The sequence below is a fragment of the Paenibacillus sp. FSL R10-2771 genome, assembly GCF_038000205.1.
GTDB lineage: Bacteria > Bacillota > Bacilli > Paenibacillales > Paenibacillaceae > Paenibacillus_AQ > Paenibacillus_AQ phytohabitans.
Map to the genome: position 1 here is coordinate 8,026,014 of NZ_JBBOBM010000001.1, position 16,248 is coordinate 8,042,261.

Below are 16,248 nucleotides of genomic sequence, written 5' to 3' on the forward strand. Positions count from 1 at the left end.
GGCAAGCATCCGTGGAATTTCAAGCCGATGCGATTGATCGCGTCATTAAGAATACCATCGACGTGATGGAGAGCAGCAAGTATCAGATTTTTGAAATATTGCAGGTTGCACGTGATGAGCTTGCTGCACTCACCAAAGAACTGCAGCGGGTTATGGAAGAAACGGATGAAACATTGCAAAAGGTAGACAAGCTGGAGCTGCAGTATCACCGCTCCCGGATCCGGCTGACTGAGGTCAGCCGGGACTTTGTCCGCTACACGGAGAAGGATATCCGGGTTGCTTACGAGAAAGCGACGGAGCTTCAGTTAGAGCTGATGATGACGAGGGAGAGGGAAGCCTACCTGCGGAGCAGACGGGATGAGCTGCAAATGCGGGCTCGGAGTGTCGAAAATTCTGTGGAGCGGGCCGAATCGATTGGTTCGCAAATGAGCGTTGTCCTGGAATATCTGTCTGGAGAACTAGGTCAAGTGACGAGAATTGTCGAATCTGCGAAAAACACGCAAATGGTTGGACTCAAAATTATCCAGGCCCAAGAAGAGGAACGGAAGAGAATTGCCCGGGAAATTCATGATGGTCCTGCTCAAATGCTGGCAAATCTAGTCCTAAGGACGGAAATTGTAGAAAGAATGCTGGTAAAGCAGGAATTTGGGCTGGTACAAGCCGAAGTAATAGACTTAAAGGGACAGGTAAGGTACAGCCTGGAAGAAATGCGTAAAGTGATTTTTAATCTCCGTCCGATGGCCCTCGATGATCTAGGACTGATTCCGACACTCCGGAAATACGTGCATGATTATGAGGAGAAGACGAAGATCCGCACTTCTTTTGAAACAAGGGGGAAAGAGCACCGTCTGTCCTCAGCGATGGAGGCTGCAGTCTACCGTCTTGTTCAGGAAGCTTTGTCCAACGCGGCGAAGCATGCCTATCCAAGTTATGTTCTGGTGGAAATTACGTATCAGGCACAGTTAATTAAGATCGTAGTGAAAGACAATGGTTTAGGCTTCAATGTGAAAAAGATCAGTGAGCAAGCCAACCGTGAAAGCTTTGGGCTGGTGGGAATGCGTGAACGTGTGGAATTGCTGGAAGGTAGAGTGGAAATACAGTCAGCAGAGAACCAGGGCACAACAATCATAATTCACATTCCGACGAATGTGGACAAAGGAAAGGAGTAATGTGATGGAAAACCAGAATTCTGGAAAATCGCCCATAAAGGTTCTTTTGGCGGATGATCATCAGTTGTTTCGTGAAGGGCTTAAACGTATTTTGAATATGGAGGACGACATTGAAGTCATAGGTGAGTGCGGTGACGGCATCCAGGTGCTTGAATTCTGCAATATCAACAAGCCGGATATCGTGCTGATGGATATTAATATGCCTATTGAGAACGGTGTGGAGGCTACACAGAAGCTGCGGGAAATGTTCCCGGATGTTAAAGTGATTATACTCTCGATCCATGATGACGAAAGTTACGTCTTCGAAACCCTGCGCAAGGGTGCGAATGGATATTTGCTGAAGGATATGGAGGCAGAGTCGCTTATTAATGCGATCCGCTCTGTATGTGAAGGCCATGCCTTCATTCATCCCAAGGTAACCGGCAAGCTGATCAATCAGCTGCGCCGCATGACTTATCTTAACGAGACAGGTGCCATGGCCGAGACTCCGGTTAAGGAAGCAGGCGTGAAATTTGTCGCAGGCGACAACAATCCGCTGACCCGCCGCGAAGCAGAAGTGCTGCGTCTTATGGCTGAAGGCAAGAGCAACAAGATGATTGGAGAATACCTTTTTATCAGCGAAAAAACAGTCAAAAACCATGTCAGCAGCATTCTGCAAAAGATGGAAGTCGACGACCGCACGCAGGCTGTCATCAATTCGATCAAATATGGCTGGGTAACATTATAATTCACACGTAAACTTTTAACTGAGCGTTTTGGAGAATCCTAATGATCCTTATAAAACGGTACATAACTTGATTGCAGCGGTCCAGCTGCAGTCAAAGTATTGTTTCAGTCCGCATGATATTCGAATTTTGCAAAATGCTGATTTAAATATGTACCCGAAACCGGAAGCTTTAATCTGTCTTCCTGCAGGAAGGCGGAAATTCTGTGCTTTGCGATATATAAAGAGTCAGAATAACCGGGTCATCTGTCCCGGGAGGCTGGGCTGTCACCGTCCCTTTATCACCGGCATATAGTGTCGATATAAGAGGGAGGTGCATCTCCATGATCGCCCAGTTAATCTCGATTGTGTCTATCTATGCATCCGCAGCAGCCCTTGTTCATATTCTGCATCGCAGAGAAGAGAGCCGGGAGGCAATGCGGCCTGGAAAGCGGCTTCATTATATTCTGATCACCCGCAATCATGAAGCTGTTGTGGAATGGTATATCCGAATGCTCGCAGTTTATGCTTTTTGGATGGGCAGACCGCTGTATGTCACTTTGATGGATGATGGTTCCCTGGATGGAACGCTGGCGGTTGCCTCACGGTTAGACTGCAGCGGCTCGTCTATCAGGTTCGCCCCGATAATGCCGCACTACAAGACTCTTGGCGAAGCGGAGCACCGGAAGGAAAACGTACTGGATCTGCGGACGCAGGAGCAGCCTTTTCCGCTGAAGATGATGCGGCTGCCGGGAAGCAGGGGATACGGATCGAAGCATGGCGAATGATAATTAAATATGTCGGCAACGGGTGAAGCACACTCTCCATTGATGGGGGAGTGTGCTTTTTTTGTGTTTGATGAGCAAACACGGATTGCTTAGTGGTTCAGCCGGACACCAAACTTAAGGCCAGCTGCTTTAGTTGTATTCCGTGCAGCTATTATTCAGATTTAGACAGGATATCTGGAGATAGCTGCACTTCGTACATTTATTATTGCGGACATGAGGCCAAACTGCGGTTTTCCCGGATTATAGTTGTACGAAATACACTTCAGTGGATAGATAGGCTGTTACAGCAATAAATAGTTGCAGTAACTGCAGTTAGGCTGTCTGCTGTTCAAGTACAGCTAAATCCAAACCTGACAGTGGCCGGAGTCTAAACATTTGCTGTAGTCACGGCTATCGCGGAGTAGAAAAATAAAAAGTTCAATTAATTTAGTGTGGATTCGGGGGGAATCGTAATCTATGGTCTCGGTGATGTGCCACTTTGAAGGAGAGAGGGAAGGAATTGATGAGAGTAGCAGTATATGCGGTAGAGCGCAATGCCGCTTGGGAGATCAGGATATCGCTAAATATGGCTGTGGACAGGTTGTGGTGGAATGCTGAGGGAAATGGAGGTGAAGGCTGGGGTGGCGGGCAAGCGGACAGGCTTGTGCTGTTATCACCATCGCTCCCGTTAGGCTGGGGAGTGAAGCTGCGGGAGGGCTTCAGAGCTTCCCCTGCCATGACGCTATGGAAGAAGGAGGACTGGAAAAGGTATGTTGCCAATTGCTTGAAGGCTGAGATCAGGAAAGAACAGGAGGAGGGAGGTCTGCGGGAAGAGGAGTGGCTGACTGCTGGAAATATCAGTGGAGAATCCATGCTAGACCGAACGGAAGGAGGTGTGAAGGAGGTTGCGATTTCCGGGAACTACGGTGGTCAGCCGGTATTTCCTAAGGAAAGCTTGTTGGGATGGGGCGGGCCCGCTGCATTGGCAGCGGCAGCTAATCAGTTGGCAGCAGTGCTTGCCGGCCGTTCCCTGCTGCAGGGCGAAGTGGATGCGCTGGTGGCAGAGCGGCTGCCTGACCTGGCAGGAAATTGGTCTGCTGCAGTGCAACTGGCGCATCTGCAGGGGCGGATAAGGATTGAGGCGGCAGTTGCCTATAATAACCCGAAGCATGGCGGGGGAGTGCTGGGGTGGAGGAGCAAGATGAAGCAAAGCGGGAAAGAGACGGAGCGGATAGGCAGCCGGGAGCAAGGTGGGGGAGTGTTGGGGTGGGTGAGTCAGGTGAAGCAAAGTGTGCATGTGTTGGGACGAGTGAGCGAGGCAGTTACCCGGCGCGGCGCTGCCGCCCGCCGCGGGGCACCACGCTGCCTGCGCTGCGGCAGCGTACCCACGGGCCGCACGGCCTGCGCCGCGTGCGGCCTTGCCGGCTGCGCCTATTGCGAGGCCTGCCTCGCACTCGGGCGCAGCCGGGCTTGCGCGCTGCTGCTGCGCAGCGCGCCGCTGCCTGCCGTGCGCTGCACGGCAGGCGTCTCCCCCACCGTAGCGGCACGCCGGTGGGGGCTTAGCGCAGCGCAGGCGGCTGCGGCCGCCGCTGCGCTGGGGTTCCTGGCGGAGCCGCGGGAGCGCTCCGCCCCAAAGGGCCCAGAGCGGTTCCTGCTCTGGGCAGTAACAGGAGCGGGAAAGACGGAGATTACGTTCCCGCTCCTGGAGGCGGCGCTCGCAGCCGGAGGCCGGGCGCTGATCGCAACGCCGCGGCGTGACGTCGTGCTGGAGCTAGCGCCGCGTCTGGCTAAGGCCTTCCCGGCGGATACCCCCGCCGTGCTATATGGGGGCAGCGAGGACCGCTGGAATGCGAGCAGTATAACGCTGGCAACAACCCATCAGCTGCTGCGGTTTAATCAGGCTTTTGATCTAGTCATCATCGATGAACTCGATGCTTTTCCCTATCACAATGATCCAATGCTGGCCTACGCTGCCGGGCAGGTTTGTAAGCCCTCTGGATCCTTCATTTTTCTCTCAGCCACACCACCGGCAGAATTACAGCGCCTCGCCCGTTCAGGAAAACTGCCGCATGCGAGAGTACCGGTCCGCTTCCACGGCCATCCCTTGCCGGTTCCATTGCATTTACATATGCCGCCGCTCCACCGTTGTTTGAAGCAGGGGAGACTCCCAATAAGTCTGATCCGTGCCTTGCGTAGATCTCTTGACCGCAAAGCACAGATTTTTCTCTTTGTCTCGCGGATTGCCCACATTGCAGGACTGCTGAAGCTTCTCCGGCGGCTTTTCCCCGGAATAGCTATGGAAGGAACCTCCTCCAAAGATCCGGATAGAGCAGAGAAGGTGCTGGAATTCCGTAACTGTGCGATATCGCTTCTGGTGACGACGACAATTCTGGAGCGGGGAGTTACGGTTCCGCGCAGTGATGTGTTTATTCTGGATGCGGACAGCAGTCTGTTTGACGAGGCAGCTTTGGTGCAGATGGCAGGCCGGGCAGGACGCTCCAAAGATGATCCGGACGGCCACGTCGTATTCGCTTCCGCAGAGTGGAGCAAGTCGCAGCGCAGAGCCATTTCACAGATTCGCAGCATGAACGCGATTGCCCATAGGCAGGGATACCTGTGAGATAAGACGCTACATACACTCTTTTATTCATAATAATGCGCACATCGCCTGAAGGAGGAGGTTATAGATGAATTCCATAATGTCCTGGATAAAAAAAGCCCGACTATTAATCACTCCTTCCCTGCCTCAATGTCTGTTCTGTGGTAAAAGAGGCCGTCCTTCATCCGGACTGCCCGGAATTTGCGTAAGCTGTCATACAGGGATCCCGTGGATCCGCTGTCCCCGGTGCCTGACCTGCGGTCGCCATGTCGGTTGTCCGGATTGCAGCCGCAGCCGCGAGCCTGTACCGATCCGCTGCAACCGCAGCGCGGTGGCCTATACAAGTGAGATGCGAGAGCTGCTGGGTAAGTACAAATACAGGGGGAATGAACGCTTGGCCCCTATACTGGGCCTGATGCTGGACAAGGCATATACCATACTTCAACAAGAGCAGAGTGAGGGAGGGCGAAATGCTCCGCAAGTGGGTACATCTTCTGGCAAACTTTTTTCAGCGTCAAAGAGTAGGTTTCACCAGGCCCTATGGCAAGCCGATTTGCTGGTCCCTGTACCTGTAAGTTCAGCCCGCCTGGCTGAAAGAGGGTTTAATCAGGCGGAGCAACTGGCAGATGTATTATCTCTACGGAGGGGAATTCCGCAGCTTCCGCTGCTGACTCGTACCCGGCATACCGGCAAACAGAGCTTCAAAAGCAGAAGTGAACGGCTGGCCGATATGAAGCAGGTTTTTACCGGGAATACAGAGCAGAAGCTTCTGCAAAGGCTGGGCGAACACTTGGAGTCAAGGGCAAGCCGGCTGCAGAATCGTCCTCTTCAGATTATAATTATCGATGATATTTACACCACAGGGAGCACGATGAGGGCCTGCGCTGAAGCACTTCACCGGCTCATTGGTGATTTGGGCTATGCGGCGGAGATATACAGTCTGACATGGGCACGTTCTTAGCGGTTTCGGCCGTTCGGAAATTAAATTAAACCTGCTCCACAACCGATACTAATCATAGACGGAACTTCAGCTATCATGTAATCTTATTAGCATAAGATATTTATAAGCAGTGCAGAATGTAAGGAAGGGAGCCGCGGTAGAAATGAATGTAGATAATTGTCCAAGATGCGGCCGGCTATATGTTAAGAATTTAATGAACCTGTGCCAGCCTTGTATCAAAGATTTAGAGCATGAATATGAAATCTGTGTAGACTACCTGCGCAAAAATAGAGGCACTAATATTCAGGAACTGTCCGATGCCACGGAGATCTCCATTAAGGAAATCACCCGTTTTATTCGTGAGGGCCGGATTTCCATAGCGAACGCACCTAACATGATGTACCCTTGCGAAGTCTGCGGGACCTTGATCCGGGACGGACATATGTGCGATAGCTGCCGCAGCCGTTTGACCAAGGATCTGGCAAATGCTGCCAAGGAAACTGTAGACAAAAGCAGTACCAAAAAGGCTTCAGATGCCGCTTACCGCGCCGTGGACAAGTTCCGCAACTAATAAAATCTGCAAAAAAACGTTTGCAGCTATAAAGAATGTTTCAACAAAGGCCGATAAACTTAGTAAAGATTATCGGCTTTTTTATATCAGAAGGAAGGTGGAAGTTATGAAAATTAACGAGACCGGACGAATTAACGCGATGAATCCGTATCAACGGAGTGCGGAATCGCAAAGGCAGGAACAAATGAAGAAGAGCACACGCAAGGATGAGGTATCGATTTCGGATGAAGCCATTAAGCTGCTCCAGGCACAGAAAAGCGGCAAGATTGACGCTGAACGTGCGAACAAGATCGAAAGCCTGAAACAGCAAGTATCCGCAGGTACCTACCAGGTTGACGCAGCTAAGCTCGCAGAGACACTCGCCCCCTACTTTAAGCAATCCTCCGAGAATTAGGTGAACACACCCATGGCACTTACGACATTATTAGAATTGCTAGAGCGGCTGGACGAAGCGCATGTGCAAATGCTGGATTTGGCCGCTGTCAAGAAACAGACCATCATGGACAACAAGGTGGAGGGTCTCATCGACATCCTGAACCGTGAGTCCAAGCTTATGAAGGTGATCGGACAGCTGGAAGAGAAGCGTGCAGAAGCCGCATTCGTTTTTCTGCAGGGGGTTGGAATCCGTTCCAATCTGAATCTGAATCTTACCGAGCTGTCCCGCCTTGTATTTGATCCTGAGGACAAATCGCGCCTGCTGCATATCCAGCAGAAGCTTTCCGGCACATTGCAGCAATTGAAACTAGCCAATGAGCTGAATCAGAAGCTGATTGAGCAGTCACTTACCTTTATAGATTATTCCCTGGATTTGCTTGTCGGAAGACCAAATCAGGAAATGACATACCATCATCCGTCCGACAAGGGCAGCAGTGTGACTCGGCCGGGCCTTTTTGATGCCCGAGGATAACCCGTTTATCCTCATGGCCTCTTTCACCGCAGCAATCACAAGGGAGGAACAAGTAGCATGACATCCACATTTCACTCGATTGAAACAGCAAGACGAAGCCTGTTTACCCAGACTGCTGCGCTCAATACAACCGGCCACAACATTGCCAACGCCAACACAGAGGGTTATACCCGTCAGCGTGTGAACATGAAGGCGGCTATACCTATCGAGGCCTATGGTCTCAATAACTCAACGCTGCCGGGACAAATGGGTACCGGTGTGGAGTTCACTTCCATCGAGCGGATCCGTGAGATGTTTCTGGATGATCAGTACCGTGGAGAGAGTTCCGCCAGCGGCAACTGGAGCATCCAATCAGATACACTGGATAAGCTGGAAGCCATCGTTAATGAGCCTTCGGATACCGGTATTCGTACCGTGCTTGATAACTTCTGGAAATCCTGGTCAGATCTCAGCAAGAACCCGGAAGATCCAACAGCCCGCAAGATTGTAGTACAGACTGCACAGTCACTAACTGATGCCATGAACTATATGAGTACACAGTTAAGCAATCTGGATCGGGATCTCAGCACCAACGTTGATGTCAAAGGGAAAGAAATACAGAGCTACCTGAGCTCTATCGCTGACTTGAACCAATCTATTTCTAAAATAGAAGGCATGGGGGATCAGGCGAACGATCTGCGGGATCAGCGTGATCTGATGACCGACAAGCTATCCAAGATTGCCAATATTACAATCCTGGAGACCGATGCCGGATATAACATATCACTGGGCACACAGCAACTGGTTCAAGGAGCAACGGTTACTGCGGCTGTAGACAGTGCCTTTCTCAATACTGCCTATGCTTCTGGTGACCTGAAGGCTGGCGAAGCTTATGGAATGATCTTTTCCAGTAGAACCTATGTGGCTGATTACAGGAAACAACTGGATGCTATGGCCAACACGATCGCTAATGGCGAGGTGCAGGTTACCATTCCAACAGGCTCAACTTTACCTGCAGGTACCACAGTACTTAAAGATTCAGAAATCATTAATGCGGACGGAACCAAAACCTCTCTTCCAGCCGGGAGCGCGGTGCCTATTCCATTGACGGGTGATTTGAAAACTACAGTCAAAGGCTTGAATGGACTACATCAACTGGGGTATGCCATGAATGGAAGCTCAGGCCGGCCATTCTTTACAGCTTCTGTGGCCGGTGAGGCGATCACGGCAGCCAATCTTAAGCTTAATCCCGAAATCGCTGCTGATCCTACGCTGTTTGCTACTTCTCTTCGCACTACTACGGACAGTGCCGGAAATGTATCCGTCGTTAAAGGGAATAACACATTAGCGCTTTTGTTCAGCAATATGAAGGATAACAATACTTTCACTACAGCAGATGGCCTCAAATCAGGTACTGTAGGATCCTACCTTAGCTCAATGGTTGGGCAATTAGGAATTCAATCCCAAGAAGCCACACGTCAAGCGAGCAACGCTGATTATCTGGTGGACCAAGTGAACTCCCGACGGCAGTCTGTAAGCGGAGTTTCTCTGGATGAGGAAATGTCGAACATGCTCGTATTCCAGCATGCCTATAGCGCTGCTGCACGTTTCATGACAACCTATGATGAGTTGCTAGACAAATTGATTAATTCTACCGGCACAGTCGGCAGATAAAGGAGGAACGGCATATGTTGAGGGTGACCTCCAATATGATGAATTCACAGCTGTTGCTTAATTTGAACCGCAATGCACGCACTATGAATGATACACAGCTACAACTGGCAAGCGGCCGCAAAATCAACAAGCCCTCCGATGATCCGGTAGGTATTACCTATTCGCTGCGTTACCGAGCGGAGCTGTCTTCCAATGAGCAATATACCAAGAATGTAGACAGTGCACTGTCTTGGCTTGATTACAATGACACTGTATTGGGACAGGCAGGAGATGTAGTTCAACGTTTGCGGGAGCTTACTGTGCAAGCTTCTACCGGCAGTAATCCACAGTCTGCTTTGGATAGTATCAATGCGGAAGTGATGCAGCTCAAGGAGCAGTTGGTAGATATTTCAAACAGCAAGCTTAATGGAAAGTATATTTTCAATGGTGAGCAGTATACTACCATGCCTTATGATTTTGCCAAGGGTGCCGACGGCACGTACGATACAACACTGGCTGTTACTACGGACACCGGACAAATTCAGTATATTGTTGGTGAAGGGGTTCAGATGCCAATTAATATGACTGGTAACGATGTATTCGGTGCTACAGGTGATCTCGATAATTTATTCTCAACTGTTAATAATATATCTGCTGCATTAAAATCTGGTGATTTTGCAGCAATATCAGCTCAACTTACTAATATCGACTCACGAACTGAAACTATATTAACAGCCCGTTCTGAAATTGGAGCCAAAACTAATCGTGTGGAATTAATGCAGGGCCGTCTGAGTGACTTGAATATAAACCTGACGGATTTACAGGCTAAAACAGAGGATGCTGATTATGAAGGACTGATTATGCAGTCGAAGATTCAAGAGAATATCTATAATGCATCACTATCTGTAGGAGCCAAGATTATCTCTACGACTCTAGTGGACTTCATTAGATAGCGGAGGTGGTTTTCGTTGCTACAGCCTATATTGCAAATTCGACAGGTCTCCGCATTGATCGGAATAGATTCTGATATAGGCAGATTCTCCATAACTCAGCCTAAGGCTGAGGTTAATATTACTACTACACCAGGAGAATTGAATGTTCAGACTTATCGGCCAGTGCTAACGATTGATCAGACCAGAGCACGTGCCGCCTACAACGGAGGCAGCGTGTTAGACATGAACAAAAGAATTTACTCTGGTATTCAACAGCTGTATCTTCAAGCAATTGCGCACAGAGTAGAGCAGGGAAGCCGAATGGCAGAATTCTTTAAACCTGGCAATACCATTGCAGAAGTATATGGAATGGATACTGAGCCTAATTCATTTCCTGATCCATGCGGTCCAGCTTCCTATGACAATGTTGACATTCATTTTGAGAACAGAGCGCCTGAAATTAACTTCAGGGCGTCAAAGGTTGAAATTCAGGTGGAAAGGCATCGTCCACAGACGGAGTATACTCGCGGGAAATTAAATATTTACATGCAGCAGTATGCTTCTATTCAATTTATTCCACCAGAATTGAATGTTCAAATGTAATGTAATAAGCTATGGATGTGCCAGAGAGCGCTTCTATAGCTTTTCTGTTATCTATACAAATCTCCATACGGGTTTATTTAGGAAGTCAGTTTTGCTATGCAGAACTTTTAAGGAGTGAATAACTTGATTATAGAAACATATACAATGGGTAAACTTGAAGTAAATGAAAATCAGATTTATCATTTTTCAAAGGGTATTCCTGGGTTTGATGAAGAAGTTGATTTCGCATTAATTGCTATGCCTGACGCCCCGTTTTGGGTACTGCAGTCTGTACAAGAGCAAGGTCTGTCCTTTCTATTGGGTGATCCATTCGTATTCTATCCATCTTATGAATTTGAACTTCCGGATGATGAAGCAGAGGAACTTGCAATTGAATCAGAAGTACTCGTTCGCTGTATTATTACCCTGAAGGAAGATGTAGAAGCTTCTACAATAAATCTCTTAGCACCGATTGTGCTGAATCCAATCGGATTAACCGGTAAACAAATTGTTCTCCACCGGACACCTTATCATACGAAACATAGCCTGCTGCAAGAGCAAACAGCAATAGATGGAAAGGATGGTGGATGATATGCTCGTACTGTCCCGCAAAAAAGGAGAGACCATCGTCATTCAGGACCAGATTGAACTGACGATCTTAAGTGTGGATGGTGATACTGTAAAGGTTGGCATCTCTGCACCCAAGCATGTCGATATTTTTCGTAAAGAGGTGTATCTCTCTATACAGGAGTCTAACAAGGAATCAGTGGCCCCACAGCAGAATGATTTGAGTGCATTGATTCATAGGCTTCGTGGACCGCAAAGCAACGAATAACATCTAAATTAGAGTATATAGAGGAAATATCTCAGCAGGTTTAAAAATAGCTGCTGTAGTATTTCCTCTATTTTTTGAGATGAATTTCGCATAACTTCAAAAAAACTTTTGAAAAACTCTAAACAGTTGAGGACATCCAGTCGATATATGTATTAGACGCTGATCCGGCAGGGCGGCCGACCTTAATGGTTTGGCGTTTACCACATGGATGTGGAACTAACTTAATTTCAGGGAGGAAATATCAAATGATTATTAACCACAATATTGCGGCGCTGAACACTCACCGCCAGTTGTCTACTAACACTGCAGCAACTAGTAAAAATATCGAGAAATTGTCTTCCGGTCTTCGCATCAATCGTGCAGGTGACGATGCTGCTGGCTTGGCTATCTCCGAAAAAATGCGCGGTCAAATCCGTGGTTTGGATATGGCTTCAAAAAATGGTCAAGATGGTATCTCTTTGATTCAAACAGCTGAAGGTGCTTTGAACGAAACACACAGCATTCTGCAACGTATGCGTGAACTTGCTGTTCAGTCTGCGAATGATACTAACACAGATACAGACCGTTCGGAAATTCAAAAAGAAGTTAGTCAGTTGAAAGATGAAATTGACCGTATTGCGAATACAACTGAATTTAACACTAAGAAGTTGCTTAACGGTGGAGCCGCGGTAGCAGCCAATGTCACTGAAAGCGGTACTAGTACAACCATTGATACATCGATGGTTGCTGTTCTTGGAGGATCTGCTGACACTAAAGTTGCTAGTACTGTAGAAATCACAGCAGCAACAAAAGCAACTAGTGATAAAGCTACTACTACTGCGACTTTTGCTACTAAAAATACAGCACTTGCTGCTGCTAGTGACATTACGATTAATGGAGTATCTTTTAAATTCGATGCAACGGACACAGTTCAAGATGCACTTGATGCTATTAACAAAGCAGGTATTGGTGTAACTGCATCCCATACTGATGGTGCTGGAATTGTTCTTACCTCCTCTGTAGTAGGAAGTAAAGCAGATATGACTACTTCTAATATCGGTGCTGGTTCTTTTGCAGGTGCGACTGTTACTGAAGGTGTTGACGCAACTGTAACTCTTACAGGTGCTGAAGCTTATACAGCAGATGGAAATGTTATTACTGTTCAAAGCGGAAATGCAAAAGGTCTTCAATTGGAAGTGAAAACTGGATTCACAGGATCCGCAGCTGACAATTTGGATGTTACAGTTGCTAGTAATGGTGGCTTGAATATGCACATTGGTGCAAATGAAGGCCAAACTATGTACGTGTCTATTACTGACATGCGCGCTGCTGCACTAGGTGTAAATGCGATTGATGTTTCTACTACTTCAGGAGCTGAGACTTCTATCACTACGATTCAATCTGCTCTCGATAAAGTTTCCGGTGAACGCTCCAAACTAGGAGCTTACCAAAACCGTTTGGAACATACTATTAACAACTTGAATACTTCTTCTGAAAACCTGACGGCTGCTGAATCTCGTGTACGTGACGTAGATATGGCAAAAGAGATGATGACTCAAACTAAGAACAACATTCTTGCACAGGCTGCACAAGCTATGTTGGCTCAAGCTAACCAACAGCCACAAGGCGTGCTTCAATTACTTCGTTAATCCTAAGCAATTACAAGGGACCCTGGAATTATTAGGGTCTCTTTTCTTTTGCTTTCTTTAATGTAACTATTAATCTATCTGAGTTGGGAAAACGGTAATCCTACGTAAATCCAACTCTCTTGAGGTGAGCAGCATGACTACTTTTCTTCGTGACTTAACTCACGAAGAAGGCAACTGACTCCTTCAGACTCCCGTAAGGGAGCCCACCTGTTTCAGGTCCGTCGAGCCTTGCTCATTCTGGCCTCCGCCGACCTTCACTCCAAAACGCAGTGAGATCTTTGAGCTTGCCCAAATCCCTCCAATTCAATAGTAGCCGCTATCCATTTACAAATTAGTCGCTCTCAAAATTGAAACAAGCTCTAGAGGAACGCAAAGTAGTGTCTTCGATCACTATCAAAATGCTCCGGGTAATCCTGGGCGAAGACATGATTACGTAGCAAAATACGTAAACGTGGAAGGATTCAAACGATCCTGAATTTAAGTCTGAAAAAATGAATCGAAGAGTTCTAGGAACCCTCCAGCGGACGGGCTTGTAATTTGTAAGAATAAGTTTGGGCCGCGCTCGCTTCAACCCTTCCGTAGGAAAGGCTGGTTTGAAAAACGTAGTTCCCTTCGACATCGCATCGAATGTCATTTGGATCCTTTCGAAATTTGTCTTCGAAGGTAGAAATTTTTCCAAACACTAAAATTTAGTATTGGCCATTCAAGGATGCCTTTCGCAGGCGAAACAAGAATAAACGCAAAGTCATTATTCTACGTGAGCAAAATAAGATCAAGATTGTCTGAGGGGGCACTAGAGAAGAATAACAAAAAAACAATCGTGAAATACACACGATTCAGCACAGCACATTTAGAGGGGCTCCTGTAGGGCTCTATTTTTTGTTTTCGACTAAAATGGGATAGAGACGCTGATAGAATAAATTGTTTCACTATATTTTTAATGAAACGGAACGTATTATTTTTTATTTGAAGCAAGTCCTAAATTATCCTTCAAATCTACCGATATATACAGTATAAAAATGAGTGTTGTTGGAGGTCGTGGATTCATGAATATACAGTTTTCACTTTCTGCTAGTTCTTCTATAGTCACTGGACAAAGCAGATCTGAAGTTAAACCGAGTGTTGAAACTACCATGCTGGAAAATCCGGTAAAACAAGCTTCTCCAATTCGGGACACCAAAGATATGCAGACGAGAGAGAAGCAGGGTGTTAACGTATCTGTTGCTGAAGAGCAACTCATCCGGACTATTGAGCGGGCCGTAAAATCCTTGGAAGGACCCCAGACTACTCTAGAAATCAGCATTCATGAGAAAACTCATGATATTATGGTAAAGGTACTTAATAAGGACACAGGAGAACTTATTCGTGAGGTGCCCCCAGAGAAGACTCTAGATTTGGTAGCAAAGATGATGGAGATTGCGGGCATACTTGTGGATGAGAAAATATAGTTTTTGGAGGTGTTGTTTTGGTTACACGTATTAATGGATTTTCAGGTATGGACGTTGATAGTATGGTTAAAAGCTTGATGACAGCCAAGAGGGCTCCATTAGATAAACTGAATCAACAAAAGCAGATTTTGAACTGGACGAGAGAAAGTTACCGTGAAGTAAACAGCAAATTATATGACTTTCGGTCGAATAAATTAATAACGCAGTATGGAGTGAATGAGGCGCTTAATTCAAACAAAGCGGTTACCACTGGCAATACTGATGCTGTGAAAGCAACAGCTTTAGCAAATGCAAGTGGTATCGATATGGAGATAAGTGTCAGTCAATTGGCAACAAAGACTACCGTACAGACTGCTGGAGCGGGCACTGGTTTTACCACTAGTTCTACACTGGCACAACTCCAGGCTCCACTTGATGCGTCAGATCCTAAATCTGATGCTGCTAAGGCAAAAGAGTACAAACTGAAGGTAAATGATAGAACTTTTACATTTACAGGAGCAACAAATATATCGACTGTCATCGCAACAATTAATGCTGATACCAAGGCAAATGTTGCTGCTACTTTTGATGAGATAACAGGTAAGCTTACTATAGCCTCCAAGAAGAGTGGACTGGATGGTTTAGTTACACTCGGTAGTGGAGCTAACGATACTTCATTACTCATTCTCTTTAACAAGAAGGATGAAGTTGATTTATGGGAATCGACTCCAGGGGATAATGCCAAAGTAAATATTAACGGAACTGATATGACACCAAGCAGTAATACCTTTACAGTCAATGGAATACAGTTGACACTAATTTCTAAAACTAACTTAGGTGGATCAGATGTAAAAACCAAAATTACTACGCAGATTGATACTGATAAAACTATGGAAACAATTAAAGGATTCATTTCGGATTATAATACGTTGCTTACTTCGTTAACATCAAAAATTGGTGAGGTCAAATATCGTGATTTTACTCCTCTGACAGATGAACAGAAGAAAGAAATGAAAGATGACGATATTACTGCTTGGACTGAGAAGGCTAAGAGTGGGCTTTTAAAAAATGACGATATTTTAAGTAACCTGACTTCTTCAATGCGCTCAATAATATCTGAAAAATTAGGTGGATTAAGCAGTATAGGGGTTACTACTGGATTATATTATGAGGGTGGAAAGTTAGTTCTTAATGAGACTAAACTGAAAGAAGCAATTACGGCCAATCCGCAAAAAATAATAGATATATTTCAAGGGTCAACTTCAGATCCTAACGCAGGTTTATTCGATAAACTTGCTGACAAAGTTACAATAGCTTTAAATAAATTATCAGAAAGAGCTGGTACTGATAAATTCTCAGCTAGTACTACTAGTTCGTTCAAAGCAGAAAGCGTTATGGGAAAAAAGCTCGTAGAATATAACTCTAGGATCAATACCATGTTAACAATGTTGGAAAATACTGAGACTCGTTACTATAAGCAATTTTCAGCAATGGAAACAGCTATGAATAAGCTTCAGTCGCAGTCATCCAGTCTTTTCTCCACTTCTAGTTAAGAA

Annotated in this window: 16 protein-coding genes; all 16 read left to right on the forward strand. The window is 46.6% G+C overall.

Features of this window, described 5'->3' with window-relative positions:
• Positions 1–11: 11 nt before the first annotated feature.
• The 16 genes from NSU14_RS34855 to fliD all read left to right on the forward strand — a co-directional run bounded on the left by NSU14_RS34855 (position 12) and on the right by fliD (position 16,245).
• On the forward strand, positions 12–1,169 hold the full coding sequence (locus NSU14_RS34855) for a sensor histidine kinase (RefSeq protein WP_042141753.1): 1,158 nt from the start codon (positions 12–14) through the stop codon (positions 1,167–1,169).
• A 4-nt stretch (positions 1,170–1,173) separates the two neighbouring features.
• Positions 1,174–1,896, forward strand: coding sequence for a response regulator (locus NSU14_RS34860; protein ID WP_039303779.1), 723 nt, complete (start codon positions 1,174–1,176; stop codon positions 1,894–1,896).
• Between the two features lie 320 nt (positions 1,897–2,216).
• Positions 2,217–2,660, forward strand: a complete 444-nt coding sequence (locus tag NSU14_RS34865; protein ID WP_340948783.1) for a hypothetical protein — start codon at positions 2,217–2,219, stop codon at positions 2,658–2,660.
• A gap of 502 nt (positions 2,661–3,162) precedes the next feature.
• Complete coding sequence (locus NSU14_RS34870; RefSeq protein ID WP_340948784.1) at positions 3,163–5,259, forward strand: helicase-related protein; 2,097 nt, start codon at positions 3,163–3,165, stop codon at positions 5,257–5,259.
• A 532-nt stretch (positions 5,260–5,791) separates the two neighbouring features.
• On the forward strand, positions 5,792–6,199 hold the full coding sequence (locus NSU14_RS34875; protein WP_340948785.1) for a ComF family protein: 408 nt from the start codon (positions 5,792–5,794) through the stop codon (positions 6,197–6,199).
• A gap of 142 nt (positions 6,200–6,341) precedes the next feature.
• On the forward strand, positions 6,342–6,749 hold the full coding sequence (locus tag NSU14_RS34880) for a TIGR03826 family flagellar region protein (RefSeq protein WP_039302660.1): 408 nt from the start codon (positions 6,342–6,344) through the stop codon (positions 6,747–6,749).
• Positions 6,750–6,855: 106 nt separating this feature from the next.
• Entirely contained in the window at positions 6,856–7,143 is a 288-nt protein-coding gene (gene flgM, locus NSU14_RS34885) for a flagellar biosynthesis anti-sigma factor FlgM (protein ID WP_039302663.1), read from the forward strand.
• Positions 7,144–7,155: 12 nt separating this feature from the next.
• Positions 7,156–7,656 carry a flagellar protein FlgN gene (locus NSU14_RS34890; RefSeq protein WP_039302665.1) on the forward strand — a complete coding sequence of 167 codons (501 nt, stop codon included), beginning with the start codon at positions 7,156–7,158 and terminating at the stop codon, positions 7,654–7,656.
• A 57-nt stretch (positions 7,657–7,713) separates the two neighbouring features.
• Positions 7,714–9,309: a flagellar hook-associated protein FlgK gene (gene flgK, locus NSU14_RS34895; protein WP_336100735.1), complete on the forward strand. Its 1,596-nt coding sequence runs from the start codon at positions 7,714–7,716 to the stop codon at positions 9,307–9,309.
• 14 nt (positions 9,310–9,323) lie between these two features.
• Positions 9,324–10,241: a flagellar hook-associated protein FlgL gene (gene flgL / locus NSU14_RS34900; protein WP_076246394.1), complete on the forward strand. Its 918-nt coding sequence runs from the start codon at positions 9,324–9,326 to the stop codon at positions 10,239–10,241.
• Positions 10,242–10,271: 30 nt separating this feature from the next.
• Positions 10,272–10,823 (forward strand): DUF6470 family protein, encoded by a 552-nt coding sequence (locus NSU14_RS34905; protein WP_256703972.1) that lies wholly within the window; start codon positions 10,272–10,274, stop codon positions 10,821–10,823.
• Between the two features lie 114 nt (positions 10,824–10,937).
• The gene (fliW, locus tag NSU14_RS34910; RefSeq protein ID WP_256703961.1) at positions 10,938–11,393 is read left to right on the forward strand and encodes a flagellar assembly protein FliW; all 456 of its coding nucleotides are present in this window, start codon (positions 10,938–10,940) and stop codon (positions 11,391–11,393) included.
• A gap of 1 nt (position 11,394) precedes the next feature.
• Positions 11,395–11,637, forward strand: coding sequence for a carbon storage regulator CsrA (csrA, locus tag NSU14_RS34915; protein WP_076246401.1), 243 nt, complete (start codon positions 11,395–11,397; stop codon positions 11,635–11,637).
• 245 nt (positions 11,638–11,882) lie between these two features.
• Entirely contained in the window at positions 11,883–13,265 is a 1,383-nt protein-coding gene (locus NSU14_RS34920; RefSeq protein WP_076246404.1) for a flagellin N-terminal helical domain-containing protein, read from the forward strand.
• A gap of 1,046 nt (positions 13,266–14,311) precedes the next feature.
• A complete protein-coding gene (locus tag NSU14_RS34925; RefSeq protein WP_083705651.1) occupies positions 14,312–14,713 on the forward strand; it encodes a flagellar protein FlaG in 402 nt (133 codons plus the stop codon).
• 17 nt (positions 14,714–14,730) lie between these two features.
• Positions 14,731–16,245, forward strand: a complete 1,515-nt coding sequence (gene fliD, locus NSU14_RS34930; RefSeq protein WP_256703962.1) for a flagellar filament capping protein FliD — start codon at positions 14,731–14,733, stop codon at positions 16,243–16,245.
• Positions 16,246–16,248: the final 3 nt, after the last annotated feature.

Bases quoted from the DNA above. Each gene is read 5' to 3' on its own strand.
- NSU14_RS34860 (WP_039303779.1), top strand. From the start codon at position 1,174: ATGGAAAACCAGAATTCTGGAAAATCGCCCATAAAGGTTCTTTTGGCG.
- NSU14_RS34865 (WP_340948783.1), top strand. From the start codon at position 2,217: ATGATCGCCCAGTTAATCTCGATTGTGTCTATCTATGCATCCGCAGCA.
- NSU14_RS34870 (WP_340948784.1), top strand. From the start codon at position 3,163: ATGAGAGTAGCAGTATATGCGGTAGAGCGCAATGCCGCTTGGGAGATC.
- NSU14_RS34880 (WP_039302660.1), top strand. From the start codon at position 6,342: ATGAATGTAGATAATTGTCCAAGATGCGGCCGGCTATATGTTAAGAAT.
- flgM (WP_039302663.1), top strand. From the start codon at position 6,856: ATGAAAATTAACGAGACCGGACGAATTAACGCGATGAATCCGTATCAA.
- NSU14_RS34890 (WP_039302665.1), top strand. From the start codon at position 7,156: ATGGCACTTACGACATTATTAGAATTGCTAGAGCGGCTGGACGAAGCG.
- flgK (WP_336100735.1), top strand. From the start codon at position 7,714: ATGACATCCACATTTCACTCGATTGAAACAGCAAGACGAAGCCTGTTT.
- flgL (WP_076246394.1), top strand. From the start codon at position 9,324: ATGTTGAGGGTGACCTCCAATATGATGAATTCACAGCTGTTGCTTAAT.
- csrA (WP_076246401.1), top strand. From the start codon at position 11,395: ATGCTCGTACTGTCCCGCAAAAAAGGAGAGACCATCGTCATTCAGGAC.
- NSU14_RS34920 (WP_076246404.1), top strand. From the start codon at position 11,883: ATGATTATTAACCACAATATTGCGGCGCTGAACACTCACCGCCAGTTG.
- NSU14_RS34925 (WP_083705651.1), top strand. From the start codon at position 14,312: ATGAATATACAGTTTTCACTTTCTGCTAGTTCTTCTATAGTCACTGGA.